The following is a 25,945-nucleotide window of genomic DNA, read 5'->3' as shown; positions in this document are numbered from 1 at the left end:
CTGCGTCAATCCTCGGTGTCTGCCGCTCGGCCCTGTGTGCGGGGCCGGGCTTCGGTCCCCCGCTCCAGCAGCGGGGATGCGTCGGAGAGTACCCCGGTGATCCGCTCCAGCGTCTCCGCGTCCTGCTCCACGGCCTCCAGGACCGGTCCGGCGGCCGTGTTCCACCGGCGGGCCACGGCCGCGGGGTCCTCGCCGGTGAGCAGCCCCGCCGCCTGTGCCGCGGCCCCCAGGGCGACCAGTTCCCTGGCCTCCGGGACCTGCACGGGCCGCCCCGACAGGCGGCGTACGGTCTGCTGCCAGGCCGTGCCCCGGGCACCGCCACCGATCAGCAGCAGCGGGGTGCCGCGGTCGGCGTCCTCGTCCAGAACCAGGTCCAGGGCCCCGAGCAGCGCGTGCACCGCGCCGTCGTACGCGGCCTGCAGCAGTTGGCCGGCGCTCGTGTCGTGGCGCAGCCCGTGCAGCAGGCCGGAGGCGTTCGGCAGGTTCGGGGTCCGCTCGCCGTCCAGGTACGGCAGCAGGGTCACCGAACCCCCCGGCTCCACGGCCTCCCGGTCCAGCCCCAGCAGGGCCGCGACGCGGTCCACGGCGAGCGTGCAGTTCAGCGTGCAGGCCAGCGGCAGCCAGTCCCCGCGCGCGTCGGCGAAGCCCGCCACTGTCCCGGTCGGGTCGCCCGGACGGTGCCGGGAGACCGCGTACACCGTGCCGGACGTGCCGAGACTGAGCACCGCCGTCCCCGGCCGCAGACCGAGACCCAGTGCCGCCGCGGCGTTGTCGCCGGTGCCGGGCGCCACCAGCGTGCCCTTGGAGAACGGCAGGTCATGCGTGTCGCGTACGGTGCCGACCACCTCGCCCGGACGCACCACGCGCGGCAGCAGCGCCGGGTCCAGACCCACATGAGCGAGGGTTTCCTCGTCGTACTCCTCCGTGCCCGAAGCCCACCAGCCCGTGCCGGAGACGTCACCGCGGTCGGTGGTGCCCAGCCCGGTCAGGCGCTCGGTCAGATAGTCGTGGGGGAGTCGTACCGCCCTCGTCGCGCGTACCGCCTCCGGCTCATGTTCGGCCAGCCAGGCCCACTTCGTGACCGTGAACGACGCTCCCGGCACGCTGCCGGTGCGCTCGGCCCAGGCCTTCGGGCCGCCCAGCTCCTCCACCAGCCGGCGGGCCTGCGGTGCCGAGCGGACGTCGTTCCACAGCAGCGCCGGACGCACCGGGTCGCCGTGCTCGTCCAGGGTGACCAGGCCGTGCTGCTGGCCGCCGACGGACACCGCCGCCGCCTCGTGCGCCGCGTCGCCGCACTGGTGCAACGCCTCGCGGAGGGCGCCCCACCACTGGCGCGGATCGCTCTCCCGTCCGGCGCCGGAGGACACGGTGTGCGGCGCCTGACCGCTCGCCACCACCTGCCCGGTGGCCGCGTCGACGACCAGCGCCTTCGTGGACTGGGTGGATGTGTCCACGCCGACGACGAGCGGACCCTCGGCTGCTGACATCGGGCTCTCCTCTTTCGCGGCTCTGCGGGATACGCATCTTGTGTCTTCCCGCACTGCGCCCGCATACTAATTTGTAAACGGCCATGACGAAATAGTTCTAGCAGCAAGGAGCCGAGGCGATGAGCTATCAGCCCACCCCCGAGGACAGGTTCACCTTCGGTCTGTGGACCGTCGGCTGGCAGGGGAGGGACCCGTTCGGCGACGCCACCCGCCGCGCCCTCGACCCGGTCGAGACGGTGCGGCGCCTGGCGGAGCTGGGCGCCCACGGAGTGACCTTCCACGACGACGACCTGATCCCCTTCGGATCCTCCGAGGCCGAGCGCGAGTCGCACGTCAAGCGGTTCCGGCAGGCTCTGGACGCGACCGGCATGACCGTTCCGATGGCCACCACGAACCTGTTCACGCATCCGGTCTTCAAGGACGGCGCGTTCACCGCCAACGACCGTGACGTGCGCCGGTACGCCCTGCGCAAGACGATCCGCAACATCGACCTGGCCGCCGAGCTGGGCGCGAGCACCTACGTCGCCTGGGGCGGCCGCGAGGGCGCCGAGTCGGGCGCGGCCAAGGACGTGCGTGCGGCCCTGGACCGCATGAAGGAGGCCTTCGACCTGCTCGGCGAGTACGTCACCGAGCAGGGCTACGACCTCCGCTTCGCCATCGAGCCGAAGCCGAACGAGCCGCGCGGCGACATCCTGCTGCCCACCGTCGGCCACGCCCTGGCCTTCATCGAGCGCCTGGAGCGCCCCGAGCTGTACGGCGTCAACCCGGAGGTCGGCCACGAGCAGATGGCCGGCCTGAACTTCCCGCACGGCATCGCGCAGGCCCTGTGGGCGGACAAGCTCTTCCACATCGACCTCAACGGCCAGTCCGGCATCAAGTACGACCAGGACCTGCGCTTCGGCGCCGGCGACCTGCGCGCCGCCTTCTGGCTCGTCGACCTCCTGGAGAGCGCCGGCTACGCGGGACCCCGGCACTTCGACTTCAAGCCGCCGCGGACCGAGGACCTCGACGGCGTGTGGGCCTCGGCGGCGGGCTGCATGCGCAACTACCTGATCCTCAAGGAGCGTGCGGCCGCCTTCCGCGCGGACCCCGAGGTGCAGGAGGCGCTGCGCGCCGCGCGCCTGGACGAACTCGCCCGGCCGACCGCCGCCGACGGCCTGCAGGCCCTGCTCGCCGACCGCGCGGCCTTCGAGGACTTCGACGTCGAGGCGGCCGCGGCGCGGGGCATGGCCTTCGAGCGCCTCGACCAGCTCGCGATGGACCACCTGCTCGGCGCGCGCGGCTGATCACCACGCGCGCGTGCGTGAAGGGGCGGGGAGAGCGGCACAAGTGTGCCGCTCTCCCCGCCCCATCGGCCTGCCGCCCGGCCCCCTGCTGCTGCGGGCCGGGCGGCTCGCCCTGTGGTCAGGCTCGCGTCACAGCCCCTTGGGTAGCCGCACGTAGGTCACGGTCGTCCGGATGCCGCTGTCGACCAGGCGGCCCTGGGCGTCGAACGCGCCCGCGCCGTCGGTCATCCCGAAGTCGTTGTCGTTGACGAGAGCGAGCGTGTCGCGGTCCACGCGCGCGATGCCCTCGATCTTCCCCGGCACCCCGGCGACCTTGCCCAGGTCCACCACCAGACGCTTGGCGAGGACGGGCACACCCTGAGCCGCCGGGTCGTCCAGCTGCTCGAGCGACGGGGACGTCGTGTCGTCGTCCCAGGAGTCACCGAGGATGTCCGACCTGCGGCTCAGCTCGACCAGCTGCAGCCGCGCCGCCTTGTCGGTGCGCTCCTCGACGAGAAGCCGGTTGCCGCCCACCGCCACCACGGAGGAGATCTTCAGCTCGGACGTGTCGTCCTCGCTCGGGTCGACCACGTTCACCGGGTCGAACCGGTAGGCGTACTCGGCGGTGACCGCCTTCTTCCTGGGCGAGAAGCGCAGCAGACGGGTGGTGCGCGAGGCGTCCCCGGCGTCCGCGTCCGGCAGCGGGAGGGGGCTCTGCAGAGCCAGCACCAGATCACCGCCGGGAAGCTGGGCCAGCCCCTCGAAACCGCGGTTGATCTTGCGGTGGAGCAGGATCGACGGCAGCGCCTCCACCACCGGGTAGTCGGTGCCCGTGAGGTGCAGCCCCTCGGGCACGTAGCGGGTGAGCACCTTCCCGCGCGCGGAGACGTGCACGAGCGAGGGGCCGTACTCGTCGACGAGCCAGAAGCTGCCGTCCGCCGCTCGCACGATGCCCTCGGTGTCCAGACCGTTCGGGTCGTACGACAGCGGCGTCCCGGCGTCGTAGGTGTACGGCGCCTCGTCGCGGCTCTGCTGGTTGGGCAGCCCGGTCACGGCCTTCCCGGAGGAGGTGGTCAGCGGTATCGCGTCGATGACCTCGACGGTGTCTCCGCAGACCCGGACCTTCACGATGGCCGGGTCGAAGCCCGGCACCGGGAACGTGCGGCGCTTCTTGCCGTCCACCTTGATCTGACCGTTGGGGCCGCGGTCGGTCACCGTCCAGTACTCGCCCTCGCGGCCGGCCGGATAGACGTCACTCCCGATGCCGCCCAGCTTCACCCCGCGGTCGTCGCCCACAGTGCCGGGCAGCAGCGCGTTGCTGAACGCGCCGAGCGGGATCTCCCCGAGCGTCGCCGTACGGACGACGCGCGCGTCCCCGGACGGCGCCGCCGTGGCCGTCCCGGCGGCCACGAGGGCAGCCGCCAGGGCGACGGGCAGGCCCGTGACGAGGGAACGGTGTACGCGGCCTCGGCCGGCGGTATGCGGGGACATCGGGCCTCCTGAAGGCGGGTTCGCTGACAGCCGCCAGATTTGGGCCCCGGGTGGAACGCCGCACGACCGCCACGTGAACGGCGGGCGTCCGCCGCTCATCGGATCGTGCGGATCCGACAACGACCACGCACAGGACAGGTGCTGACCTGGTGTCAGGAGCCGTCCGGACCGCCCGGCCGAGCCGATGCCAGGACCGTCGCGGGATCACGGTCCGCTCCGCCCGCCGGGACCCAACGGCCGTCCTCGTCGCGGTACGGCCACCAGCGGCCGTCCCTGCCGAGCCGTAGCTGAACTCCTTCCTCCGGCAGGGTCCACCGGTTGCCGCTCCTGTGCAGTGGTGGCCGTTCGTCCTGCTCCCAGGCCGCTTCCAGGCCGGCACACGCGCGTGCCAGCGCCACGCCGTCCACCGCCCATTCCTCGTCGAGTACGGCCAGGCAGGGCGCGCCTCCGGCCTGCCAGGCACGGACGGCGTCCGCGAGGCCCTCGCGGTCCCGCCCCGACTCCGTGGAGAGCCGCTCGGCCACGGCCTCGGGCGGCGTGCCGCAGGCCAGCCGTACGGCGTCCTGAGCGGCCGTCAGGCGTAGCTGTACGGCGTCCTGAGCGGCCGTCGTCCCGGCGCCCGGCCCCGGGCCGGCCGACAAGTCCCGCGCGAGCAGCCGGAAGGCCTCGACGGCGGTGCGGCCCGCCAGGTGTTCCAGCGCCGCCGGCTCGATACCGGGGACCGGTTCCGGCGCAGCGTCCAAGGGCGGTGGCGTTCCCGGTGCCGGTGGCAGTGCGGGCAGCCCGGGGAGCCGGGGCAGGATGTCCGCGGCCGCCCACGCCTCCGCGGCGTCGACGCCCTCGGCGCCCGGCTCGTGCGGCACCGCCCGCGATGCCGTGCCGCGCACGTGCAGTTCCGCGAGGAAGGTGTCCTTCGCGCGTCCGCGCAGCAACAGCAGCAGAAACGGATCCTCGTCCAGCAGCCGTGCCACCTGGTGGCAGAGCGCGGCCGTGTGCCCGCAGTGGTCCCAGGTGCCGCACTCGCACTCCGGATCCAGCTCACCGAGGCCCGGCAGGAGATCGATCCCGTGCGCGGCCGCGTCCTCGATCAAATGCGGCGGCAGCTCCCGGTCGAGGAGCGCGGCCATGTGCCCGGCCTGCTCCACCGCCAGGTCCAGAAACCGTCCCCACTCCTCGGCGGACAACTCAGGCACCAGCACGTCGGCCCGGTGTGCCGCACCTCCCGGGGCATGGACGACGGCGGTCACCCGGCCGGGCCGCACGGTCACCGCGCCCACCCCGCCCGCGCGCGCGAGCCGGCGCCCCGCCTTGACGGCCGCCCGGTCCATGGCCGCGTCCTCCAGCGCCCGCAGCCAGGCCTGCCCCCACCACGTCCGCGTGAAAGCCTGTCCGCGTGCGGGTGGCGCCGGGGCGAACGTGCGCACCAGGTCGTCGTCGTGTTCGTCGTCGTAACGGCTCATCGCGCCTCCCCGCGCAGTTCCACCAGCGCGGCCAGGTCCGCGTCCGTCAGTTCGGTGAGCGCGGCCTCGCCGGTGCCGAGCACGGCGTCGGCCAGCTCCCGCTTCCGGCCGAGCATCTCCGCGATGCGGTCCTCCAGGGTCCCCTCGGCGATCAGCCGGTGCACCTGCACGGGACGGGTCTGCCCGATGCGGTACGCCCGGTCGGTGGCCTGTGCCTCGACCGCCGGGTTCCACCAGCGGTCGTAGTGCACGACATGCTCGGCGCGGGTCAGGTTCAGCCCCGTCCCGGCGGCCTTGAGTGACAGTAGGAACACCGGGACCTCCCCGTCCTGGAAGCGCCGCACCATCTCCTCGCGCGCGGGGACCGGTGTGCCGCCGTGCAGGAAGAGCGAGGGCACGCCGCGGGCGGACAAGTGCTGTTCGAGGAGGCGGCCCATGCGCACGTACTGCGTGAAGACGAGCATGCCCGAGCCCTCCGCGAGGATCGTGTCGAGCAGTTCGTCCAGCAGCTCCAGCTTTCCCGAACGCCCGGTGAGCCGCGGTGAGTGGTCCTCCTTGAGGAACTGGGCCGGGTGGTTGCAGATCTGCTTCAGGCCGGTCAGCAACTGGACGATGAGGCCTCGGCGGGCCATGTCGTCCGCGGCCGCGATGCGTGCCAGCGTCTCACGGACCAACGCCTCGTACAGGCCCGCCTGTTCACCGGTCAGGGCCACCGGGTGATCCGTCTCCGTCTTCGGAGGCAGCTCGGGGGCGATACCGGGGTCCGACTTGCGCCGGCGCAGCAGGAACGGCCGGACGAGGCGCCCGAGCCGATCGGCGGCGGAGGGGTCCCGGCCGGTCTCGACCGGTTGCGCGTACCGCGTGCGGAAGGCGCCCAGGCTGCCGAGCAGGCCGGGTGTCGTCCAGTCGAGAATGGCCCACAGCTCGGTGAGGTTGTTCTCCACCGGAGTGCCGGTGAGCGCGATACGCGCGCGTGCGCCGATGGAGCGCAGCGCCCGCGCGGTCGCCGAGTACGGGTTCTTCACGTGCTGAGCCTCGTCGGCCACCACCATGCCCCAGGGGATGTCCCCGAGCCGTTCGGCGTCCAGCCGCATCGTGCCGTACGTGGTCAGCACGAACTCTCCGGCCGCCACGGAGCCGAGGTCGCGCGCGGGGCCGTGGAACCTGCGCACCGGCACGCCGGGGGCGAAACGCTCGATCTCCCGCTGCCAGTTGCCCAGCAGGGACGCCGGACAGACGACGAGCGTGGGACCGGCCGTCGAGCTGTCCGTCTGCCGGTGCAGATGCAGCGCGATCAGCGTGATCGTCTTGCCGAGACCCATGTCGTCGGCGAGGCAGCAGCCCAGCCCGAGGGAGGTGGTACGGGCCAGCCAGTCGAGGCCGCGCACCTGGTAGTCCCGCAACCGGGCGGCCAGGCCGTGAGGCTGCCCAACGGCTGTGGTTCCGGTCCCGGTGCCCTCCAGCCGCTCCTTGAGCCCGTCCAGCCATCCGGTGGGCCGCACGTCGACCTCGTGGCCGTCGATCCGCGCCGAGCCCGTCAGCGCGGCCGCCAGCGCTTCCACGGGAGCGAGGGAGCGGTCCTCGAGCGTGCGGGCGTGCCGAACCTGGCGGGGGTCGACCAGCACCCATCCGTCCCGCAGCCGCACCAGGGGACGCTTGGCCTCGGCGAGCCGGTCCAGTTCCTCGCGGGACAGCTCCCGCCCGTCCAGCGTGAACGCCCAGTTGAACGCGACCCTGCCGTCGGCCGCGACGAACGATTGCGGCGCCGCGGTGTTCCCCGAAGGGGGAGCGTCGTCGGGCGGTCCGACCGTGGCGTGGACGGTGAGCCCGTGTGCCAGCTCCTTCGGCCAGTGCACGTCGATACCCACCGAGGCCAGCGCCGACGCGCCGGCGCCCAGGAGTTCGGTGATCTCGTCCTCGGCGAGGTCCACCGCATCGGGGATGGCGGCGGAGAGCAGCGGTGTCAGGGGCGGCCAGGCGCGGGCGGCCCGGCGCAGCGCCAGCAGCGCGTCCGCACGCGCGCGGGGAGCGAACGCGTCCGGGGAAGCGGATCCGTCGTGCGGGACCTCGGCGTCGGGTGAAGCGGTGCCGGTCCACAGGACGGCGGCGTCCACGACGTCCGCCGTCCCGCTGGTGCCGTGCACCTGCAGCACCGCGCGGAAGCGGACCCGGGCGTCGTCCTGCCCTGCCGCGTCGTCGAGGCCGGCCGCCTCGACCCGCAGTGACAGCCGCACTCCCGCGTCGTGGGCGGCGGCGATGCCGTCCGCCCACGCGCGCAGCGCGGGCAGCCGCTGCGGTTCGGGCGCCGCGTACGCGGGGCCGCCGGTCACCGTGGGCGCGGCCGGGGAGCGGGGCAGCGCGTCGGCGACCGCGTCCAGAAAGGCGCGCAGCAGCCGCTCGGGATCCGGAAGCCGGAGCGGGCCTTCGGACGGGAGAGGCACGGCATGCGCCTCCGGGGGCATGGCGGCGGCGAGTTCCCGGACCAGTTCCGCGTCGCGCGCCGACAACGGCCCGATCCGCCAGGCCTCGTGTTCGCCGGAGGAGAGACCGGGCAGGAGCAGGCCGCGCGCGAGGAAGTGCAGGGCCAGCAGCCGGGCCGCGCTCCAGAAGGCGAGGGACCGGTGCCCGCCCGGCAGCTCACGCGCGCGGGTGAGCAGCGGCAGCGCGTCGCTCACGGGCAACAGGATCGCGCGCGTACGGATCTGCTCGACGCCGCCACCCGCCGAGGGCACTACGACGTCCAGGTCTGTCAGGGCGGCAGCCGGGACGGCGGGGAGTGCTTCGCCGTCCTCCTGCCAGAAGGCGAGCCGGCCGGTACGAGCGGGGTCGGAGGGCAGGAACAGGGCGCGACAGTGGGCCAGTCGGGTCAGTGGGGTCGGTTCGGAGGATGGTGCCGTGGAGATTCTCCGCACAGCTCTGCTGCACTCCTCAAATTTGACTACTTGACTCGGGGTGGCCGAGGGTACAGCACGGACAAGGGGTACCCGACGGCTCGGCGAGGTGACCTGGGCCACTCAGGGGTCCGGAGCGGAGTCGGCGCCCCATTAGGGGACGCCTCAGGGAGGTCTCAGGGTCGCCGTCCGGAACCGCGGGGAGCGGGAGGCCGTTCTCAGAGCAGAGAGCGGCAGTGGCCGTGAAGGAGGGACGCTCATGTCCAACAACGCGAAGATCGCCGCGGGTGGTGTGGCGGTCGGGCTCATCCTGCTGATATGGCTGCCCTGGTGGGTATCGTTCCTGATCGTCGTCGGGGTTCCGGTGGCCGCCTATCTGGCGCTGGATCCCTCGCAGCGGCGCAGGCTGCGCCGGGTCGGCCGGAAGGAACTCGGCCGCTGAGGCACCGGCGGACCGCCGCGTCGGTTCGCCGCCCGTCGGTCCACTGGAGCGCCCCGCCGGCGCGCCCGCGTGCAGCCGCCCGGGCCCTCGGGCCCGGGCACACTCCCCGCGTGAGCCGACGGACGCTTCGCCTCCGTCGGCTCACGCGGGGCTCGGTTCACATGGGCCGTACGGCCATCTTGTCGAGTGCCTCCAGCAGCCCGGGCAGCTCGGGGCCGCGCCCGACCGGAAGGACTTCGCCGGGTTCCTCGTCGAGGAGGACGAAGGCGATGTCGTCGGTGCGAGCCACCATCGACCAGCCCGGGCCGTCGGCGCGCAGCGTACGCGCGTCGCCCGGGGCGAACGAGGAGCGCACCCGGCCGAGCGGCGGGGGTGAGTCGACGTAGGAGCGCACCTCCGCGAGCACCCGCCGGATCCCCCGGTGCCCGGCCTTCGGCCCGTCCTCCCCGGCCGCCGGCGAAGGCGCCGCCGGCTGCGCGGGGGCCGCCTGTTCCTCCGGTGCGGGCTCACCCGGCACGGCGAATTCGGCGTCGTTGATCTGCTCGCGCCACGCGGCCCACTGCAACGCGATCTCGTCGGCGCCGAGCCGTCGCTGCGCGGGTCCCCAGACGGTGGTGTCCGGCGGGCACAGCGAGGGACGGTCCGCGCTCTCGGGCGGCGGGTCGTGGGGCGCGGGGACGCCGGGCGCAGCCACGGCGACCGCCAGCGGCCAGCCCGGCAGGGCGGTGACGACCGCGCGTTCGTCCGGCGACAGGTCGTACTCCATGCCGCAGTCCCAGGACGCGATCGCCACGGCGACCAGCGAGACGTCGTCGATGACGACCGTCCAGCGGGCGCCGTCGCCGTCCTGGCCCAGCACCAGGCCGTACCCGTCGGCGAGGGGCGTCAGCCCCAGGGCCGCGCACGCCTCCGGGTAGTCGTCGCCCAGCACGCTCGGAAACTGTGCCGGCGTCAGCAGCACCGCCGTCAGCACGTACAGCGCATCGTCCGCGGCGGCGACGGCCTCCTCGTCCGTCCCGGCCATCCCTGCCTCCCAATGAATCGTCCGTCGGCGCGCACCCTAGTGCGAGGAGAAGGCCCTTGTCACGACTGCTCACACCGCTCGGAGCTGCAGGTTTCCGCCTGGACGGGGGCGAAACGACCGTAACGGAGGTCCGGGTTCCTCAGGCCGTCGGCAGCCCGAGGAGATCCCGGGCCACGGCGGCGGGCGACTCGGCGCGCTCCCGTGCCAGCACGACGACGGCCCGGCACGCCAGCTCGCTCACGCCGAACGACAGCGCCTCCGGTGACACCCACCCGGCCGCCTCCTCGACCCGGTCCTGGTCGTCCGTCGCGCGGGCGGCCACATAGACGGCCGCGGCCTCGAACAAATTGTGTGCGCGCTTCTCCCGGCCGCCCGTCTCCCGGGCCGGTGCGGAGGTGCGAAGTCTGGCGGCGTATTTGCGTACCGTGTCGAACACGCGAAACCACCTCTCCCCATGACGGGGTCGTCATCGATCGCTCATCTCGTTCCCCTCAACGTAGAGTTGGATCTCCGGTGACAGAAGAGGGGCGACGCGATGAAGCGCCGCGACCTTCTCGCCGCTGGCCGGCCGGACGGGCGGCCGGCACCTCGGTGGCCAGGGGCTCCGCACCGTGTTCGAATCCTCGGCACGACGGCGCCCGGTCCCGCCGGAGCGCGAACGGGACTCCTCAGCGGCCGGCCCGGTCGAGTGACGCGAGGGTGTCGTGCAGCCAGGCGAGTTCGGCCCGGCTCGTGGCCCGCGCGATGGTGAGGACACCCTGCCGGAAGGGATCCTCCAGCTCCTCCGCGCGCAGCGGCCGGTCGCCCTCGTAGAAGAAGCTCGCCGGTTCCTCCAGGAAGGCCAGCCGCCTTCGCAGCACCGCGGCCTGCGCCGCCGGATCCTCCAGGTGCCGCAAGAACGCGAGCAGGGTGAACCACTGGTTCTCGTCCGTGATCTCGCGCTGCCCGGGCTCGGCGAGCCGGCGCCTGAGCTCACGACCCCCCTCCTCGGTCAGCCGCAGCACGTGGCGCGGCGCCGCCACGGCACCGGGCTCCGGGCTGCGCACCAGCAGGCCGGCCTTCTCCAGTCGCTTGATCGCCGGGTACAGCGTGCTCTCGGCGACCGGTCGCACATGGCCGGTGAGTGCCGCGATGTGCCGGCGCAGGACGTATCCGTGCAGCGGTGCGTCGTACAGGAAGCCGAGGATGGCGAGTTCGAGCATGGCCGCATTCTCCCCCCGGAACGCTGTACCTCGGCACATTAATACTGTCTTGCCGCTATACATCGTTACCGATGTATAGTCGCCACGACAAGGCATCAGGGAGGGGCTTCGTGAAGCAGGCGGCGTTCGACAGGCAGGGGAGCTGTATCCGTTGGACCGAGATGCCCGGGGCAGAACCGGCACGGGTGTACCTGCACGGACTCGGGGCGATGTCGGCCGTGTACCACGCGCACATCGCTACCCGGCCGGAACTCGCGGGCAGACGCAGCCTCTTCGTGGATCTGCCCGGGCACGGCATCAGTGACCGGCCTCAGGACTTCGGCTACACGCTGGAGGAGCACGCGGACGCGGTCGCCGCGGCATTGGACGAGGCGGGAGTCGGGGGCGCCGAGCTGATCGCGCACAGCATGGGCGGCGCGGTCGCCGTCGTGCTGGCGCACCGGCGGCCCGACCTCGCCTCCCGGCTGGTGCTCACGGAGGCGAACCTCGACGCCTTCCCGCCGCAGTCGGCCGGCAGCAGTGGCATCGCCGCCCATGAGGAGGACGAGTTCGTCGAGAAGGCCTACGCGCGCGTGCTCAAGGCGGTCGGGCCGCTGTGGGCGGCCACCATGCGACTGGCCGACCCGCGTGCCCTGCACCGCAGCGCCGTCGGGCTGCGGCGGGGCTCGGACCCGGTGATGCGCACCCTCCTGGAGGGACTGGCGATCGAGCGTGTCTACCTCCAGGGCGAACACAGCGGCGAACTCGCGGACAGAGAGGGCCTGGAGGCGGCCGGGGTCCGCGTGGTGACGGTGCCCCGCGCGGGGCACAACGTCATGTTCGACAACCCCGATGCCTTCGTGGCGGCCGTCGCGGCGGCGGCCTGACCGGCCGGCCGCCGCCGGTCCGCGCGCACGGGCCGTCAGGCCCTCGCACGAGCCGTCGGTTCTCCCGCACGGGCTCTCAGTCCTCGCGTACGGGCTGTCAGTCCTCGCGTACGGGCCTTCAGTCCTCGCGTACCGCGAGCGCGAGGAAACGGGCGTCCTCGTCGACGTACGACGTCATCCGCCACCCCGAACGGGACAGGAGCGGAGCGAGGTTCGCCTCGTCCCGCAGGTCGTCGGGCGTGATCCGCCGGCCCTGACGGGCCGCCAGGGCGGCGCGGCCGATGGGGTGGAACAGTGCGAGCGTGCCGCGCGGCCGTACCACACGGGCCAGTTCCCGCAGGTTGTCCGTGGGGCGCGGAAGATGTGCGATCAGGCCGGCCGCGAAGACGGCGTCCAGTCCGCCCGCCCGCAGCGGCAGCGCGGCCACGTCGGCGAGCAACAGCCGCCCGTGCCGGTCCCGGCCCGCCCGCGTGGCGGCCGCCAGCATCGCCGGGGTCAGATCCGCACCCAGTACCACACCGGAGGGGCCCACGGCAGAGCGCAGAGGTGGCAGCGCCCGGCCGGTACCGCAGCCGGCGTCGAGCACGCGGTCGCCGGCCCGCAGCCCGAGACCGGTCACCGCGGCGGCATAGGCGGGCCCGTCGTCGGGGAACCTGCTGTCCCAGCCGGCCGCCCGGGCGGTGAAGAACTCCTGGACATGTGTGTGGTCGTTGCTCATGCCCCGCATGATCCCTCACCGTCACGAGGGACACCTCGGCGCGCATGTTCGAGCGGGACGCGATCGTTCCGGCGCATCTCCATGTCATATTCCAACACCTTTCGAAATGCGCCCCCTTTGTGCGCCCCTGCCCCGGCTAGCGTCCCGGGGCCATGGGACACCTGGACCACGCCGCCTTCGGCTGGCTGACCCCTTTGCTGTCGTACGTGATGGCCTGCATAGGCGCGGCACTCGGGCTGCGCTGCACCGTCCGCGCGCTCGCCGCCACCGGCCGTTCGCGCCGCAACTGGCTCTTCACCGCCGCCTCGGCGATCGGAACGGGCATCTGGACCATGCACTTCGTGGCCATGCTCGGCTTCCGGGTCAGCGGCACCGACATCCGCTACGACGTGCCGCTGACCATCCTCAGCCTGCTCGTCGCCATGGTCGTCGTCTGCGCCGGCGTCTTCGCCGTCGGCTACAGCCGCGACCGCAACCGGGCGCTCCTCCTCGGCGGACTCACCACCGGGCTGGGCGTCGCCAGCATGCACTACCTGGGCATGGCCGCGGTGCGGCTGCACGGACACGTCCGGTACGACCCCGTCCTCGTCGGACTGTCGGTGCTGATCGCCGTGGTGGCGGCGACGGCCGCCCTGTGGGCCGGACTCAACATCAAGTCACCGCTCGCGGTCACCGTCGCCTCCCTGGTGATGGGCGCGGCCGTCAGCAGCATGCACTACACCGGGATGTTCGCGGTGGCTGTGCGGGTGAACCCGGCCGACGACGCACTTCCCGGGGCCACGGCGATGCAGTTCATCTTCCCCCTCGCCGTCGGCCTCGGGTCCTACCTGTTCATCACCTCGGCCTTCGTCGCCCTCTCGCCCACGGCCGACGAGCGCGAGGCGTCCGCCTCCGCCCAGCGGCCCGTCGAGAGTGCCGCCCACTAGCGGGATCCCGGCCCGAGCGCCCCGACCCACGTCCCGAGCGAGGAGGCCATGCGCCCACCCCGAACACCTGACAAAGCCGCCTCACCGGCCCAGCCCCCGCGCGGCCGCCGTGCGCACGCCGGACCGCCCGCGCAGGAGGGCTCGGACCGCCCGCTCGACCCGCGACCCGCCCCGCCACGCGCGCAAGGGGGCCGACCGCGGCTGCGCCCCCGGACCGTGCGCGCCAAAGTCATCAGCCTGCTGATGGTGCCCGTCGTCTCCCTGCTGGCCCTGTGGGCCTACGCCACCGTCACCACCGCTCAGGACGTCGCCCGGCTGCGCCAGTCCCAGCGGGTCGAGGCCGAGTTGCGCACCCCGGTGGCGGCGGCCGTCGCCGCACTGCAGGCGGAGCGCGGCGCGGCAGTCCGCCGAGCGGGCACCCCGGGCACCGGGACCGGCGCCGACCTCGAAAGCCTGGCGGCACGTACCGACCGCGCCGTGGCCGCGCTGCGGCTCGGCGACGACAGCACGGTCGCCGACAGCCAGGAACTGCCCGCCGGCGTCTCCGAGCGGCTCGACACCTTCGTCACCGGGGCCGAGGACCTCCGCGCGCTGCGGGCGGCCGTACTCGACCGCAAGGCCGGCTGGGCCGAGGTCTACACGCAGTACACGAAGACCATCGGTGCGGCCTTCGCCGTGGACGGCGCCCTCACCGGCGTCCAGCAGGCGGACGTCGGATCCGACGCGCGCGTGCTGCTCGAATTCTCCCGAGCCGCCGAGGCGCTGGCCCAGGAGGACGCCCTCCTCGGCAGCGCGCGGACCGTCGGCGGCCTGCAAGGGGAGCGGCTGCGGCTGTTCGGCTCCGCCGCCTCGACGCGCCGTGCCCTCACCGACGCGGCGGTGGCCGACCTGCCCACCGCACAGCGCGCGGCCTGGCGCGACCTGGCCGCCGGCCGTTCCTACACCGAACTGGGCGCCGCCGAGGACCGGATCCTCACCGGCAAGCCGTCCGACGCGCTCCCGCGAGCCTCCTGGAGCGCCGCCCACGCGCGCGTGGAGAGCGGAATGCGGACCATCGAGGCGGACACCGGCCGTGCCGTCGCGGGCCGCGCCGACCCCGTGGCCCGCGGTCTGCTCGGTCCGGCGGGCGCCGCCGTGCTCTTCGGCCTCGCCGCCGTCGCGGCCTCGCTCGTCATCTCCGTGCGGATCGGCCGCGGGCTCGTGATCGAGCTCGTGTCCCTGCGCAACGACGCCCTGGAGATCGCCCGCCGCAAACTCCCCGAGGCGATGCGGAGGCTGCGTTCGGGCGAGGAGATCGACGTCAACACCGAGGCGCCCCCCGGACCGCCTTCCGAGGACGAGGCCGGCCAGGTCACCGAGGCCCTGACCACCGTGCACCGCGCCGCCCTGCTCGCGGCCGTGGAGCGCGCCGAACTCGCCAGCGGCATCTCCGGCGTCTTCGTCAACCTGGCCCGGCGCAGCCAGGTGCTGGTCCACCGCCAGCTCAGCCTTCTGGACAGCATGGAACGGCGCTCCGACGACCCGAACGAGCTGAGCGACCTGTTCCGTCTGGACCACCTCACCACCCGGATGCGCCGCCACGCCGAGAGCCTGATCATCCTCTCCGGCTCGGCACCCGGCCGCGCCTGGCGCATGCCGGTGTCCCTGACGAACGTCGTACGCGCCGCCGTGTCGGAGATCGAGGACTACGCGCGCGTGGAGGTACGCCAGCTCCCCGAGGCTCACGTCATCGGCACGGCCGTCGCCGACCTCACCCACCTGCTCGCCGAACTCGTGGAGAACGCCGCCCAGTTCTCACCGCCGCACACGCGCGTACGCGTCACCGGTGAACCCGTGGGCAACGGGTACGTCCTGGAGATCGAGGACAGGGGGCTCGGTATGGGCGCCGACACCCTGGAGGAGGCCAACCGGCGCATCGAGCAGTCCGAGGCCCTCGACCTGTTCGACAGCGACCGGCTCGGACTCTTCGTGGTCAGCAGGCTCTCCTCCCGGCACGACGTCAAGGTGCACCTGCGCACCTCTCCCTACGGCGGCACCACCGCCGTCGTCCTGCTGCCGACCGCGCTGTTGCACAGCCGTCCGGCGGAACGTTCCGCCCGGCAGCCCGAGCACGGCCGTTCCGAGCGGGAACGCGACTACGCGCGCGTGCCCGGCGAGGCACCGCCCCCGGAGGCCGTCACCGCCCGGTCGGACCGGCCGGCCCTGGCCTCGACCACCGCGGGCCCCCAAGGCACCACGGCCGGGCCCGACCCCCATCACCCGGAGTCCGCACCTGGACCGAACCGCACCGAGCCCGGACCACGGCACCGGGCCGAGCCCGGCCCATACCGCACCGGGCCGCAGCCCGCCCCCGACCGCACCACGAACGAACCCCCGCCCCCCGGAGTCACCGCCTTGAGGCTGCACCGCCCCCCGAACGACTCCGAGTCCTCCGACGGCCTCCCGCGCCGGGTACGCCAGGCGAACCTGGCACCCCAACTCCGCCGACAGCCCGCCGAGGAGCCCGCCCCGGCACCGGCACACAGCGACGACCGCCGCACCCCGGAACTCGTACGGGACCGCATGGCGGCGTACCGCGACGGCTGGACGCGCGGCGGTGGCAGGCATCCCGGCCGCGGCGCCGCACCTCAAGAGACCACGGGCAGCCACAGCAGCGAAGGAGACCCGGCATGATCCAGGACCCCAACACGAGGGCAGGCCAGCGATCCGGCGAGCTGGACTGGCTGCTCGACGACCTGGTGATGCGTGTGAGCGAGGTACGGCACGCCGTCGTACTGTCGAACGACGGCCTGGCCGTCGGCGCGTCGTCGGACCTCAGGCGCGACGACGCCGAACATCTCGCGGCCGTCGCGTCCGGCTTCAACAGCCTGGCCAAGGGGGCCGGGCGGCACTTCGGGGCGGGCGGCGTGCGCCAGACCATGGTCGAGATGGACGACGCGTTCCTCTTCGTCGCCGCGGCCGGCGACGGTTCCTGCCTCGCCGTCCTCACGGCCGTCACCGCCGACATCGGCCTGGTCGCCTACGAGATGGCCCGCCTGGTCAAGCGGGTCGGCGAGCACCTCTACGCGGCGCCGCGCATCGCGGCACGGCCGCCCGCCGCGGGCTGATCCGGACAGGGCGGCGCAGATGACCGAGACCCCGACCGGCGGCCCGTGGGAGCCGGGCAGCCAGTGGTACGACGGTGAGGCGGGCCCACTGGTGCGCCCGTACGCCATGACGGGCGGCCGGACCCAACCGGGCCCCACCGGCGTCCGCTTCGACCTGATCGCGCTCGTCACCCTCGACCCCGCCGGACCGGAGCCCGACGACACCGCGCTCGGCCCCGAACACCGGACCCTGATCGACCTGTGCCGCCCGGAGACCCAGTCCGTGGCCGAACTCGCCGCCGGCGCCGACCTTCCCGTCGGCGTGGTCCGGGTGCTCCTCGGCGACCTCCTCGAACTCGGCTGCGTGACCGTCAGCCGCCCCGTACCCCCGGCACATCTGCCCGACGAACGGATCCTGCGCGAGGTCATCGAGGGGTTGCGAGCGCTGTAGATGAACGTTCGTGACCCGCGGCCACCTTGCCGCATTCCGATCCGGACGAGAAACGCACCGGACCGGACGCGAGATGCACACATCAGACGTGATTCGGTCCAACCGCCCGCACGGGTGCCCCGGTTGTCATGATGCTGACTTCGCATCCGGAGCACCCGTACGCCGACCGCAGCAGGCCCTCCCGAGAGAAGTGATCATGGTCTCCGAGCACTCCGACACCGTCGACGACACCTCCGCCCTGGCGCTGAAGATCCTGGTCGCCGGCGGATTCGGGGTCGGCAAGACGACCCTGGTCGGCGCCGTCAGCGAGATCCGGCCGCTGCGCACCGAGGAACTGCTCAGCGAGGCCGGCCAACTCGTGGACGACACCGACGGTGTGGACCAGAAGGTCACCACGACCGTCGCCATGGACTTCGGGCGCATCACCATCCGCTCGGGCCTGTCGCTGTATCTCTTCGGCACACCGGGGCAGGACCGCTTCTGGTTCCTGTGGGACGAGTTGTCGCAGGGCGCGCTCGGTGCCGTGGTCCTCGCGGACACACGGCGCCTGGAGGACTGCTTCCCGGCGGTCGACTACTTCGAGCACCGGCACATACCGTTCGTGGTCGCCGTCAACTGCTTCGCCGGAGCCCGCGGCTACGGGGCCCACGACGTCTCGCGGGCCCTCGACCTCGACCGCGGCACCCCCGTGGTGCTGTGCGACGCGCGCGACCGGGATTCCGGCAAGGAGGTACTGATCCGGCTCGTCGAGTACGCGGGGCGCATGCACACCGCCAGGCTCCTGGACTCCGTCCGCTGATCCGGCCGGCTAGGCCGCCAGGTCCTTCACGGCCACCACCTTGTCGATGCTCACCCGCACCAGCAGCTCGCCCGGAACGCCGTTGCGGGCGCCGTACTCCTCGGCGCGGTCCTCGCCCATGTACCGTGCGGCGATCCGGGTGGCCCACAGGCGTACCTCGTCGAGGTCCTCCGACAGCCGGGCGCGACCGTTCAGCACCACGAAGTGGAACGGCGGCCGGTCGTCGTCCACGCACAGCGCGACCCGCCCGTCACGGGTCAGATTCCGCCCCTTCACGGTCTCCCTGCCGGTGTTGAAGACCAGCTCGTCCCCGTCCAGAAGGAACCAGATCGGCGCCACATGCGGGGCCCCGTCGGCGCGGACGGTGGACAGTTTGGCCGTGCGGGTGCCTTCCGAGACGAACGCCCGCCACTCCTCGTCGGTCATCTTCTCTGCCATGCGCCCATCCTGCTTGCCCGGACGCCGGTCGTGGGGAAGGCTGGCGGGGAGTTCCTCCAGCCAGGGGGAGACATCACACGGGGAGACGGAGACATGGCGCAGAACCAGGGACTCGGGTGGCTCCTGGACGATCTGACCGAGCGGGTGGACCACGTACGGCACGCGCTCGTCCTGTCGAACGACGGACTGGTCACAGGGGCCGGCACGAGCCTGCGCCGCGAGGACGCGGAGCATCTGGCCGCCGTGGCGTCCGGACTGCACAGCCTGGCCAAGGGCTCGGGACGCCACTTCGGCGCGGGCCGGGTACGCCAGACCATGATCGAGTACGACGACGCAGTGCTGTTCGTGACCGCGGCCGGCACCGGAAGCTGTCTGTGCGTGCTCAGTGCGGCCGAGGCCGACATCGGCCAGATCGCCTACGAGATGACCCTGCTCGTCAATCGCGTCGGCGAACACCTCGGCGTCGACGCCCGGCAACCCGAACGGACCCCGAACGTGGACCTCTGACCTGCGAGTCCGCCGAGCCCTGGAGTTATCCACAGCCCCGCCACGACCTGCGGCGAATTGGCTACGGTGTGTGCACGGCGAACGCACAGGGCGTGAGCCACCGACTCCACGGGGGAGTACGACCATGTCGGCGAACACCTTCCGCGCGCCCGGTCCCATCAGCTGCACCGTCAGCCGTGCCGCGCGCGAACTCGGTCTCAAGCGGAGCGAGTTCGACATCGCCGTGCGGCTCGGCCGCATCCGGACCGTGCCCGACGAGGGCGGTGGCGGGGACCGGCGGGTGGAGCGCGCGGAGATCGACCGCCTCCGCTCGCAGGACGGCTTCCCGGACGCCCTCCGCGAGCGCGTCCGCGCGGTGGGCACCGTGGAGGGCGCCGCGCTCATGAACATTCCGGCCGGCCGATTCACGCGGCTGGCGCGCCTGGGCATGCTCGTGCCCGTGCACCACTACCTCAACCGCTACCGAGCCGTGGTGTGGCTCTATCCGGCCGAGGAACTGCGCGCGTTCACTTCGGCCGCGGAACACGCGCACCTGCTGAAAGGCCGCACGCCCGAGACGCTGCGCGACCAGCTGCAGGCAGGAGTGGACCTGCGCGCCCGCAACTGGCGCGGCCGGCACCTCGGCTTCCTGCTGCGGCAGGCGGACGGTCCGTGGGCCCGGTCCGGAGCGCTGGCCGCCTTCCTCGCACCCGGCGACATCGCCGACGTCGTCAAGGATCCCTACGATCGTGCCCACCTGAACCGGTTCCGGCCCGCCCCGCCCGGTCGGGCGGCTCCCGGCTCCCCTTCCGCGCACCTCGCCGAGCGCATCATGACCGCGCGGGACTCGGACGAGACCGAGTGGCTGCGGGGCGAGCTCGCCCGTACGGTCGGCGAGGCCCGCGCCTTGTCGCCCGCCCCGCGCCCCGCTGTCCGATCGGCCGCGCGGCGGCCGCTCCCCGCGGCACGGCCGATCGCGCCGATGGCGCGAACGGTCACCCGTCCGAACGACGCGGGGAAACGGCCGGGGTGGCCCTCCGCATCGCCGACCGGTGGGCCCGGCCACCACCGGCAGTGGCCGGCCCGCGGGCTGCGCGCCTGGCTGCGGCGTGGCCCCCGGGCGGCCCTGGAGCCGGTACGGGTGTGAAGGGGTGACGAGGAGCCCGTCCCGGCAGCCCGCTACATCGCCCTGAACAGACCTTCCTGGACGACCGACACCAGCAGACGCCCCTGTAGGTCGTAGATGCGCCCGCGGGCCAGGCCGCGGCCGCCGGTGATGATCGGCGACTCCTGGTCGTACAGGAACCACTCGTCGGCGCGGAACGGCCGGTGGAACCACATGGCGTGGTCCAGGGAGGCCATGTCGAAGCTCCGCGGGCCCCACAGCGGTTCGACCGGGATGCGCACCGCGTCCAGGAGGGTCATGTCACTGGCGTAGGTCAGCGCGCACGTGTGGACCAGCGGGTCGTCGCCCAACGGACCGACCGCGCGCATCCACACGGCGCTGCGCGGCTCGGCGCCCTCGATCTCCTCGGGGTGCCAGCGCAGCCGGTCGACGTACCGGATGTCGAACGGCTGGCGGCGCGCCATCCGCTCCAACTGCTCGGGCAGCGCGCCCAGATGCTTGCGGATCTCCTCGGTCACCGTCGGCAGCGACTCCGGGTCCGGGATCTCCCGGGCCGGCGGCAGCTGGTGCTCGAACGGTCCTTCCTCGGGCTTGTGAAAGGAGGCGGTCAGATTGAAGATCGTGCGGCCCTGCTGCACGGCCGTGACCCGGCGGGTGGTGAACGACCGGCCGTCACGGACCCGCTCGACCTGGTACACGATCGGCACCCCGGGCCGGCCCGGGCGCAGGAAGTACGCGTGCAGCGAGTGCACCGGACGGTCGCCGTCCGTGGTGCGGCCGGCGGCGACCAGCGCCTGGCCCGCCACCTGCCCGCCGAAGACCCGCTGCAGGGACTCCTGCGGGCTGCGGCCGCGGAAGATGTTGACCTCTATCTGCTCGAGGTCGAGCAGGGCGACCAGGCTCTCGGCCGGATTCGTCATCGGGGGGATTCTCCTTGGCTCACAGCTGGCCGACATCGGTGACGCGGATGATCGCGCGGCCCTCGGCGTCCGAGGCGGTGAGGTCGACCTCCGCGCTGATGCCCCAGTCGTGATCGTCGCTCGGGTCGTCGAAGATCTGACGGACGCGCCAGAGCCCGTTCTCCGGCTCCTCCTTGATGACCAGCAGCTTGGGGCCGCGGGCGTCGGGGCCGGTGCCGAGGTCGTCGTACTCGTCCCAGTACTTGTCCATCGCCTCGCCCCACGCGTCGGCGTCCCAGCCGGACTCGGCGTCCATCTCGCCGAGCTCGTCGACCTGGTCGAGGGCGGCCAGCTCCACGCGGCGGAACAGGGCGTTGCGGACCAGGACCCGGAAGGCACGCGCGTTGGTGGTGACCGGCTTGACCTCGTCGGCCTTCTCCCGGGCCTCCTCGGCGGTCATCTCCTCCGGGTTCGCCAGCTGCTCCCACTCGTCCAGCAGGCTGGAGTCCACCTGGCGGACCATCTCGCCCAGCCACTCGATCAGATCCTGCAGGTCCTCGGACTTGAGGTCGTCCGGGATGGTGTGGTCGAGGGTCTTGTAGGCACTGGCGAGGTAACGCAGCACGATGCCCTCGGTGCGGGCCAGCTCGTAGAAGGACACCAGCTCGGTGAAGGACATCGCCCGCTCGTACATGTCCCGGATCACCGACTTCGGCGAGAGCGGGTGGTCACCGACCCACGGATGGCTCTTGCGGTAGGTGTCGTACGCGTGGAAGAGCAGCTCTTCCAGGGGCTTCGGGTACGAGACGTCCTGCAGGCGCTCCATGCGCTCCTCGTACTCGACGCCGTCCGCCTTCATCGCGGCCACGGCCTCGCCGCGCGCCTTGTTCTGCTGCGCGACGAGGATCTGCCTCGGATCGTCCAGGGTGGACTCCACCACGGACACCATGTCGAGGGCGTACGAAGGCGATTCGGGGTCGAGGAGTTCGAACGAGGCGAGAGCGAACGTGGACAGCGGCTGGTTGAGCGCGAAGTCCTGCTGGAGGTCGACGGTGAGCCGGACGATGCGGCCCTCGGCGTCGGGCTTGTCGAGCTTCTCCACGATCCCGCCGTCGAGCAGCGAACGGTAGATCGCGATCGCCCGGCGGATGTGCCGGAGCTGCTGCCTGCGCGGCTCGTGGTTGTCCTCCAGGAGGTGGCGCATCGCCTCGAAGGCGTTGCCCGGCCGGGCGATCACCGACAGCAGCATCGTGTGCGTCACCCGGAACCGCGAGGTCAGCGGCTCGGGTTCCGAATCGATCAGCTTCTGGAAGGTGTTCTCCGTCCAGGCGACGAATCCCTCCGGCGCCTTCTTGCGCACCACCTTGCGGCGCTTCTTCGGGTCGTCGCCGGCCTTCGCCAGCGCCTTCTCGTTCTCGATGACGTGCTCGGGCGCCTGCGCCACGACGAGCCCGGCGGTGTCGAAGCCGGCCCGGCCGGCCCGGCCGGCGATCTGGTGGAACTCACGCGCCCGCAGCGTGCGCACGCGGCTGCCGTCGTACTTGGTCAGGGCGGTGAACAGCACCGTACGGATGGGCACGTTGACCCCCACGCCGAGCGTGTCCGTACCGCAGATCACCTTCAGCAGACCTGCCTGGGCGAGCTTCTCCACCAGTCGCCGGTACTTGGGCAGCATGCCGGCGTGGTGCACACCGATGCCGTGCCGGACGTAACGGGAGAGGTTGCGCCCGAACTTGGTGGTGAAGCGGAAGTTGCCGATTAGCTCGGCGATCTGGTCCTTCTCCTCGCGCGAGCACATGTTGATGCTCATGAGCGCCTGGGCCCGCTCCACGGCCTGCGCCTGGGTGAAGTGCACGATGTACACCGGGGCCTGCTTGGTCTCCAGCAGGTCGGTGAGCGTCTCGGTGAGCGGGGTCAGCTTGTACTCGTAGGACAGGGGCACCGGGCGGGTCGCGGAACGGACCACGGAGGTGGGGCGTCCGGTGCGGCGGGCGAGGTCCTTCTCGAAGAACGACACATCGCCCAAAGTGGCCGACATCAGGATGAACTGTGCCTGGGGGAGCTCCAGCAGCGGGATCTGCCAGGCCCAGCCGCGGTCGCCCTCCGCGTAGAAATGGAACTCGTCCATCACGACCTGGCCGACGTCCGCGTTCTTGCCGTCACGCAGCGCGATCGACGCCAGCACCTCGGCGGTGCAGCAGATCACCGGTGCGTCGGCGTTCACGGAGGCGTCGCCGGTCAGCATGCCGACGTTCTCGGTGCCGAAGAGCTTGCACAGCTCGAAGAACTTCTCCGACACCAGCGCCTTGATCGGCGCCGTGTAGAAGGTGACCTCGTCCCGGGCCAGCGCGGCGAAGTGCGCGCCCGCCGCGATCATGCTCTTGCCGGAGCCCGTAGGCGTCGAGACGATCACGTTCGCCCCGGAGACCGCCTCGATCAGCGCCTCCTCCTGATGGGGGTAGAGCGTGAGGCCCCGCTCCTGCGCCCACGACTCGAAGGCTTCGTAGAGGGCGTCGGGGTCGGCGGTCGGCGGCAGCTGATCGATGAGGGTCACGCCCCCATCTTGCCTGGCCTTCTCCCCGAGAGGGGAATCGGATGCGGGGACGAAGATCATGGCCGATACGCTGTCTCGCCGACGCAGCGTCAGCGCACCAGGTCAACTGGACAGCGGCACACGAGGAATGGGGCGGGAAGCGGCCATGATGGGACCAGCACACTCACTGTCGGGGGCCGCGGCCTGGCTCGGCGTCGGGGCGGCCGCCGCGGCGGCCGGTCATCCGATGCCCTGGCCGGTCCTCCTCTGTGGGGCCCTGATCTGCGCCGGAGCCGCCCTCGCCCCGGACCTGGACCACAAGGCCGCCACCATCTCCCGCGCCTTCGGGCCGATCTCCCGGTGGATCTGCGAGATCGTGGACAAGCTGTCCTACGCCGTCTACAAGTCGACGAGGAAGCAGGGCGACCCGCGCCGCTCCGGAGGCCACCGCACGCTGACCCACACCTGGCTGTGGGCGGTTCTGATCGGCGCCGGCTGCTCCGGGGCGGCGATCTCGGGCGGCCGCTGGGCGGTGCTGGCGATCCTGTTCGTGCACATGGTGCTGGCCATCGAGGGCCTGCTGTGGCGGGCGGCGCGCGGCTCCAGCAGCGATGTCCTGGTCTGGCTGCTGGCGGCGACCAGCGCGTGGATCCTCGCGGGAATACTGGACAAGCCGGGCAACGGTTCGGACTGGCTGTTCACCGCGCCCGGACAGGAGTACCTGTGGCTGGGCCTGCCGATCGTGCTGGGCGCCCTGGTGCACGACATCGGGGACGCGCTGACCGTGTCCGGCTGCCCGATCCTGTGGCCGATCCCGATCGGCCGCAAGCGCTGGTACCCGCTGGGACCACCGAAGCCGATGCGGTTCCGGGCGGGCAGCTGGGTCGAGCTGAAGGTGCTGATGCCGGTGTTCATGCTGCTCGGCGGGGTGGGCTGCGCCGCGGCCCTCAACGTGATCTGAGCCGCCCGCCCGGCAACGGGTGCCTCCGGTGCCGTCCCGGACGCCCGCCCTGCCCGGTCACGCCCCTGGCTCGGTCAGGTGGCCTCGCCCGACTCCGCCCCGCCGTAGCGGCGCTCGAAGCGGGCGACGCGGCCCTCGGTGTCCACCGTGCGGGCCTTGCCCGTGTAGAAGGGGTGGCTCTCCGAGGAGATCTCCACGTCGATCACCGGGTAGCTGCGGCCGTCGTCCCACTCGATGGTCTGTTCGCTCTGCGCGGTGGAGCGGGTCAGGAAGGCGTATCCGGCAGCGCGGTCACGGAAGACCACCGGGTGGTAGTCGGGGTGCTTGTCCTGCTGCATGGCGGCTCCTCGGGCGAGGCGGTCGGGCAGGAGGCGTGCGGACGGGCCGGACGGTCAGCTGCCCGGTCAGCCGGAAAGGGAGTCCTCGTCGACGATGTGCATCGCGGCCTCCTCCGCGGAGGCCGCGGCGCCGTCGATGCCGACGTCGGTGGCGACGAGTGCTTCCTCCTCGTCCTCGTGCGCGCCCTCGTCGGGGGCGACGAGCCGGCCGGAGCGGAAGTTGCCGACCTCGTTGTCGAGGAGTTCCCCGTCGCTGCCGTTGCAGTCGCCGATGCCGTCGTCGTCGGGGACGGCCGGGTCGGGCGTCTCCTCCGCGAGCCGCTGGTCGAGGGTCTCACCCGCCTGGCGTTCGGCCGCCGTCACACCGACGTGGTCGACCGCCCAGGGCCGCTCGGGAGGGGACCAGCCGCGGTCGAGCGGGTCGGCGACGCCGTCGAAGTCCAGTGTGTCCTCGACGTCGAGCACCCCCGAGTCCTCCCGGATCTCCGAGGAATCGGGCTGGTAGACGTCGTCCCCCCATCCGTCGGCGCTGTCCACGAGTACCTCCAGGTCGTGAGGACGGCCGTGTGCCGCCGCGGCGGGCGGCGGGCCGCCGGCACGCGCGGCACGGAAACGCGACGCGAACCGAGTGGTTCCCGGGCGATTCCCGCGCCGGTGCCGATTTCCAGACTTCCACCCCGGCTCGGGACCGCGCAACGGCACGGGCCCCGGCCGCGTCCCCGGGCGCAGCTCCCGCCCCTCGCGGGACCGGTGGGCCACCGCCGCATCACCGCGGGGCCCGCGCGGCTCCGGACCGCCGGTGTGGGCGCGGTCGGTACCGGCCCGGGGGAGACAGGATCGTGCGCTTCCGGTCCTCGTCGTGCTTCCGGTCCTCGTCCGTGCGGGCGCCAGAGTTTCCGGACCAGCCGGGCAGTCGTTGCCGGCTCGTCCGGTACCGGGTCTCTCGATCCCGGTCCCGTCGACCGGGGCACCCGTAGTCGCGGCCTGCTCCGCCTGAGCATCCGGTACCGGGGACGCGGCCCGGCCGGCGAAGGCGCCCGCACTCACCGCTCGGCC

General features: G+C 72.6%; 24 protein-coding genes. 11 read left to right on the top strand and 13 right to left on the bottom strand.

Annotation, left to right across the window (positions count from 1 at the left end; all coding sequences use genetic code 11):
* Window positions 1-5: 5 nt before the first annotated feature.
* Window positions 6-1,487: a xylulokinase gene (gene xylB, locus ACF08B_RS19550; RefSeq protein ID WP_392318481.1), complete on the bottom strand. Its 1,482-nt coding sequence runs from the start codon at window positions 1,485-1,487 to the stop codon at window positions 6-8.
* A 119-nt stretch (window positions 1,488-1,606) separates the two neighbouring features.
* Here xylB and xylA point away from each other — a divergent pair, with 119 nt between their 5' ends.
* On the top strand, window positions 1,607-2,773 hold the full coding sequence (gene xylA, locus ACF08B_RS19545; RefSeq protein WP_392318480.1) for a xylose isomerase: 1,167 nt from the start codon (window positions 1,607-1,609) through the stop codon (window positions 2,771-2,773).
* Window positions 2,774-2,902: 129 nt separating this feature from the next.
* Here xylA and ACF08B_RS19540 read toward each other — a convergent pair whose 3' ends face one another.
* The 3 genes from ACF08B_RS19540 to ACF08B_RS19530 all read right to left on the bottom strand — a co-directional run bounded on the left by ACF08B_RS19540 (window position 2,903) and on the right by ACF08B_RS19530 (window position 8,606).
* Window positions 2,903-4,243 carry an esterase-like activity of phytase family protein gene (locus ACF08B_RS19540; RefSeq protein ID WP_392318479.1) on the bottom strand — a complete coding sequence of 447 codons (1,341 nt, stop codon included), beginning with the start codon at window positions 4,241-4,243 and terminating at the stop codon, window positions 2,903-2,905.
* A 152-nt stretch (window positions 4,244-4,395) separates the two neighbouring features.
* On the bottom strand, window positions 4,396-5,703 hold the full coding sequence (locus ACF08B_RS19535; protein WP_392318478.1) for an SWF or SNF family helicase: 1,308 nt from the start codon (window positions 5,701-5,703) through the stop codon (window positions 4,396-4,398).
* Window positions 5,700-8,606, bottom strand: coding sequence for an SNF2-related protein (locus ACF08B_RS19530; protein ID WP_392318571.1), 2,907 nt, complete (start codon window positions 8,604-8,606; stop codon window positions 5,700-5,702). Before ACF08B_RS19530 ends, ACF08B_RS19535 begins: the two co-directional genes overlap by 4 nt.
* A 247-nt stretch (window positions 8,607-8,853) precedes the next feature.
* Between ACF08B_RS19530 and ACF08B_RS19525 the strand changes: the two genes are divergently transcribed.
* Window positions 8,854-9,036 (top strand): hypothetical protein, encoded by a 183-nt coding sequence (locus ACF08B_RS19525; protein WP_073894937.1) that lies wholly within the window; start codon window positions 8,854-8,856, stop codon window positions 9,034-9,036.
* Window positions 9,037-9,193: 157 nt separating this feature from the next.
* Here ACF08B_RS19525 and ACF08B_RS19520 read toward each other — a convergent pair whose 3' ends face one another.
* From ACF08B_RS19520 to ACF08B_RS19510, 3 genes are all read right to left on the bottom strand, one after another.
* The gene (locus tag ACF08B_RS19520) at window positions 9,194-10,060 is read right to left on the bottom strand and encodes a hypothetical protein (RefSeq protein WP_392318477.1); all 867 of its coding nucleotides are present in this window, start codon (window positions 10,058-10,060) and stop codon (window positions 9,194-9,196) included.
* A 139-nt stretch (window positions 10,061-10,199) separates the two neighbouring features.
* Entirely contained in the window at window positions 10,200-10,496 is a 297-nt protein-coding gene (locus ACF08B_RS19515) for a hypothetical protein (protein WP_392318476.1), read from the bottom strand.
* Window positions 10,497-10,728: 232 nt separating this feature from the next.
* Window positions 10,729-11,262: a PadR family transcriptional regulator gene (locus ACF08B_RS19510; RefSeq protein ID WP_392318475.1), complete on the bottom strand. Its 534-nt coding sequence runs from the start codon at window positions 11,260-11,262 to the stop codon at window positions 10,729-10,731.
* A 110-nt stretch (window positions 11,263-11,372) separates the two neighbouring features.
* Here ACF08B_RS19510 and ACF08B_RS19505 point away from each other — a divergent pair, with 110 nt between their 5' ends.
* A complete protein-coding gene (locus ACF08B_RS19505; protein ID WP_392318474.1) occupies window positions 11,373-12,128 on the top strand; it encodes an alpha/beta fold hydrolase in 756 nt (251 codons plus the stop codon).
* A 118-nt stretch (window positions 12,129-12,246) separates the two neighbouring features.
* Here ACF08B_RS19505 and ACF08B_RS19500 read toward each other — a convergent pair whose 3' ends face one another.
* Window positions 12,247-12,846 carry a class I SAM-dependent methyltransferase gene (locus tag ACF08B_RS19500; RefSeq protein ID WP_392318473.1) on the bottom strand — a complete coding sequence of 200 codons (600 nt, stop codon included), beginning with the start codon at window positions 12,844-12,846 and terminating at the stop codon, window positions 12,247-12,249.
* 152 nt (window positions 12,847-12,998) lie between these two features.
* Here ACF08B_RS19500 and ACF08B_RS19495 point away from each other — a divergent pair, with 152 nt between their 5' ends.
* From ACF08B_RS19495 to ACF08B_RS19475, 5 genes are all read left to right on the top strand, one after another.
* Entirely contained in the window at window positions 12,999-13,772 is a 774-nt protein-coding gene (locus ACF08B_RS19495) for an MHYT domain-containing protein (RefSeq protein WP_392318472.1), read from the top strand.
* A 48-nt stretch (window positions 13,773-13,820) separates the two neighbouring features.
* Complete coding sequence (locus ACF08B_RS19490) at window positions 13,821-16,445, top strand: nitrate- and nitrite sensing domain-containing protein (protein ID WP_392318471.1); 2,625 nt, start codon at window positions 13,821-13,823, stop codon at window positions 16,443-16,445.
* A complete protein-coding gene (locus tag ACF08B_RS19485; protein ID WP_093479469.1) occupies window positions 16,442-16,879 on the top strand; it encodes a roadblock/LC7 domain-containing protein in 438 nt (145 codons plus the stop codon). The genes ACF08B_RS19490 and ACF08B_RS19485 overlap by 4 nt, the downstream gene beginning before the upstream one ends.
* 19 nt (window positions 16,880-16,898) lie before the next feature.
* Window positions 16,899-17,309 (top strand): DUF742 domain-containing protein, encoded by a 411-nt coding sequence (locus tag ACF08B_RS19480; RefSeq protein WP_392318470.1) that lies wholly within the window; start codon window positions 16,899-16,901, stop codon window positions 17,307-17,309.
* A gap of 196 nt (window positions 17,310-17,505) precedes the next feature.
* Window positions 17,506-18,108, top strand: coding sequence for an ATP/GTP-binding protein (locus ACF08B_RS19475; protein WP_123439808.1), 603 nt, complete (start codon window positions 17,506-17,508; stop codon window positions 18,106-18,108).
* A gap of 9 nt (window positions 18,109-18,117) precedes the next feature.
* Here ACF08B_RS19475 and ACF08B_RS19470 read toward each other — a convergent pair whose 3' ends face one another.
* Window positions 18,118-18,546 (bottom strand): PPOX class F420-dependent oxidoreductase, encoded by a 429-nt coding sequence (locus ACF08B_RS19470; protein ID WP_093479471.1) that lies wholly within the window; start codon window positions 18,544-18,546, stop codon window positions 18,118-18,120.
* Between the two features lie 93 nt (window positions 18,547-18,639).
* On the opposite strand from ACF08B_RS19470, the gene ACF08B_RS19465 reads away from it, so the two are divergent.
* Together ACF08B_RS19465 and ACF08B_RS19460 are read left to right on the top strand one after the other, a co-directional pair.
* Window positions 18,640-19,053, top strand: coding sequence for a roadblock/LC7 domain-containing protein (locus ACF08B_RS19465; RefSeq protein ID WP_392318469.1), 414 nt, complete (start codon window positions 18,640-18,642; stop codon window positions 19,051-19,053).
* 124 nt (window positions 19,054-19,177) lie between these two features.
* The gene (locus ACF08B_RS19460) at window positions 19,178-20,179 is read left to right on the top strand and encodes a DUF6397 family protein (RefSeq protein ID WP_392318468.1); all 1,002 of its coding nucleotides are present in this window, start codon (window positions 19,178-19,180) and stop codon (window positions 20,177-20,179) included.
* A 32-nt stretch (window positions 20,180-20,211) separates the two neighbouring features.
* On the opposite strand, the gene ACF08B_RS19455 is transcribed toward ACF08B_RS19460, so the two are convergent.
* Together ACF08B_RS19455 and ACF08B_RS19450 are read right to left on the bottom strand one after the other, a co-directional pair.
* Window positions 20,212-21,078, bottom strand: coding sequence for an acyl-CoA thioesterase II (locus ACF08B_RS19455; RefSeq protein WP_093479473.1), 867 nt, complete (start codon window positions 21,076-21,078; stop codon window positions 20,212-20,214).
* A 19-nt stretch (window positions 21,079-21,097) separates the two neighbouring features.
* Entirely contained in the window at window positions 21,098-23,611 is a 2,514-nt protein-coding gene (locus ACF08B_RS19450; protein ID WP_392318467.1) for a DEAD/DEAH box helicase, read from the bottom strand.
* A 145-nt stretch (window positions 23,612-23,756) separates the two neighbouring features.
* Between ACF08B_RS19450 and ACF08B_RS19445 the strand changes: the two genes are divergently transcribed.
* Complete coding sequence (locus ACF08B_RS19445; RefSeq protein ID WP_093479475.1) at window positions 23,757-24,551, top strand: metal-dependent hydrolase; 795 nt, start codon at window positions 23,757-23,759, stop codon at window positions 24,549-24,551.
* A gap of 74 nt (window positions 24,552-24,625) precedes the next feature.
* On the opposite strand, the gene ACF08B_RS19440 is transcribed toward ACF08B_RS19445, so the two are convergent.
* Entirely contained in the window at window positions 24,626-24,889 is a 264-nt protein-coding gene (locus ACF08B_RS19440; RefSeq protein WP_073894907.1) for a type B 50S ribosomal protein L31, read from the bottom strand.
* Between the two features lie 66 nt (window positions 24,890-24,955).
* Complete coding sequence (locus ACF08B_RS19435; RefSeq protein WP_073894905.1) at window positions 24,956-25,426, bottom strand: DUF5709 domain-containing protein; 471 nt, start codon at window positions 25,424-25,426, stop codon at window positions 24,956-24,958.
* Between the last annotated feature and the right edge of the window lie 519 nt (window positions 25,427-25,945).

It is taken from the genome of Streptomyces sp. NPDC015139 (assembly GCF_043079785.1).
GTDB classification, from domain to species: Bacteria; Actinomycetota; Actinomycetes; order Streptomycetales; family Streptomycetaceae; genus Streptomyces; species Streptomyces albidocamelliae.
The sequence above is the reverse complement of the archived record's forward strand: the minus strand, read 5'-3'. Positions and strand labels throughout refer to the sequence as shown.

What these genes read in the sequence shown, in the direction of transcription:
- xylB (WP_392318481.1), bottom strand. Translation starts at nt 1,487, where the DNA reads ATGTCAGCAGCCGAGGGTCCGCTCGTCGTCGGCGTGGACACATCCACC.
- xylA (WP_392318480.1), top strand. Translation starts at nt 1,607, where the DNA reads ATGAGCTATCAGCCCACCCCCGAGGACAGGTTCACCTTCGGTCTGTGG.
- ACF08B_RS19540 (WP_392318479.1), bottom strand. Translation starts at nt 4,243, where the DNA reads ATGTCCCCGCATACCGCCGGCCGAGGCCGCGTACACCGTTCCCTCGTC.
- ACF08B_RS19535 (WP_392318478.1), bottom strand. Translation starts at nt 5,703, where the DNA reads ATGAGCCGTTACGACGACGAACACGACGACGACCTGGTGCGCACGTTC.
- ACF08B_RS19525 (WP_073894937.1), top strand. Translation starts at nt 8,854, where the DNA reads ATGTCCAACAACGCGAAGATCGCCGCGGGTGGTGTGGCGGTCGGGCTC.
- ACF08B_RS19520 (WP_392318477.1), bottom strand. Translation starts at nt 10,060, where the DNA reads ATGGCCGGGACGGACGAGGAGGCCGTCGCCGCCGCGGACGATGCGCTG.
- ACF08B_RS19510 (WP_392318475.1), bottom strand. Translation starts at nt 11,262, where the DNA reads ATGCTCGAACTCGCCATCCTCGGCTTCCTGTACGACGCACCGCTGCAC.
- ACF08B_RS19500 (WP_392318473.1), bottom strand. Translation starts at nt 12,846, where the DNA reads ATGAGCAACGACCACACACATGTCCAGGAGTTCTTCACCGCCCGGGCG.
- ACF08B_RS19495 (WP_392318472.1), top strand. Translation starts at nt 12,999, where the DNA reads ATGGGACACCTGGACCACGCCGCCTTCGGCTGGCTGACCCCTTTGCTG.
- ACF08B_RS19490 (WP_392318471.1), top strand. Translation starts at nt 13,821, where the DNA reads ATGCGCCCACCCCGAACACCTGACAAAGCCGCCTCACCGGCCCAGCCC.
- ACF08B_RS19485 (WP_093479469.1), top strand. Translation starts at nt 16,442, where the DNA reads ATGATCCAGGACCCCAACACGAGGGCAGGCCAGCGATCCGGCGAGCTG.
- ACF08B_RS19480 (WP_392318470.1), top strand. Translation starts at nt 16,899, where the DNA reads ATGACCGAGACCCCGACCGGCGGCCCGTGGGAGCCGGGCAGCCAGTGG.
- ACF08B_RS19475 (WP_123439808.1), top strand. Translation starts at nt 17,506, where the DNA reads ATGGTCTCCGAGCACTCCGACACCGTCGACGACACCTCCGCCCTGGCG.
- ACF08B_RS19470 (WP_093479471.1), bottom strand. Translation starts at nt 18,546, where the DNA reads ATGGCAGAGAAGATGACCGACGAGGAGTGGCGGGCGTTCGTCTCGGAA.
- ACF08B_RS19465 (WP_392318469.1), top strand. Translation starts at nt 18,640, where the DNA reads ATGGCGCAGAACCAGGGACTCGGGTGGCTCCTGGACGATCTGACCGAG.
- ACF08B_RS19460 (WP_392318468.1), top strand. Translation starts at nt 19,178, where the DNA reads ATGTCGGCGAACACCTTCCGCGCGCCCGGTCCCATCAGCTGCACCGTC.
- ACF08B_RS19455 (WP_093479473.1), bottom strand. Translation starts at nt 21,078, where the DNA reads ATGACGAATCCGGCCGAGAGCCTGGTCGCCCTGCTCGACCTCGAGCAG.
- ACF08B_RS19445 (WP_093479475.1), top strand. Translation starts at nt 23,757, where the DNA reads ATGATGGGACCAGCACACTCACTGTCGGGGGCCGCGGCCTGGCTCGGC.
- ACF08B_RS19440 (WP_073894907.1), bottom strand. Translation starts at nt 24,889, where the DNA reads ATGCAGCAGGACAAGCACCCCGACTACCACCCGGTGGTCTTCCGTGAC.